General features: G+C 36.4%; 1 other RNA gene. It reads right to left on the minus strand.

The window, feature by feature from the left end:
- Window positions 1-313, minus strand: a transfer-messenger RNA (tmRNA) gene (gene ssrA, locus EIZ58_RS32930); the annotation flags it as partial.

Below are 313 nucleotides of genomic sequence, written 5' to 3' on the forward strand. Positions count from 1 at the left end.
CACGTCCAAACATCTGCTAATATATTTGTCTACAACTATAGGTTATGTATTGATTTAACTAGGTGATGACACATAACTCAAGCCCTCACATAGCGAGTCTATAAATCTCTTTTTAACTAACTAGACAGTAGCCAAACGTAGTTTGCTGATAAATAAGACCTTCTAGCAAAACGCAAACAATCTTGTGAAGATCACGCAGGCTGTTTTTTAGGCAGCTAATGCGTAAGAATTTGTATTTTTTGCAGTTATATTTAACTGGCATTTTACATCTGCCGATGAGTCGCGAAATATACCTCATAATGCCTGTCGAATC

Origin of the sequence: Ammoniphilus sp. YIM 78166 (assembly GCF_004522215.1) — a bacterium.
Classification (GTDB): domain Bacteria; phylum Bacillota; class Bacilli; order Aneurinibacillales; family RAOX-1; genus YIM-78166.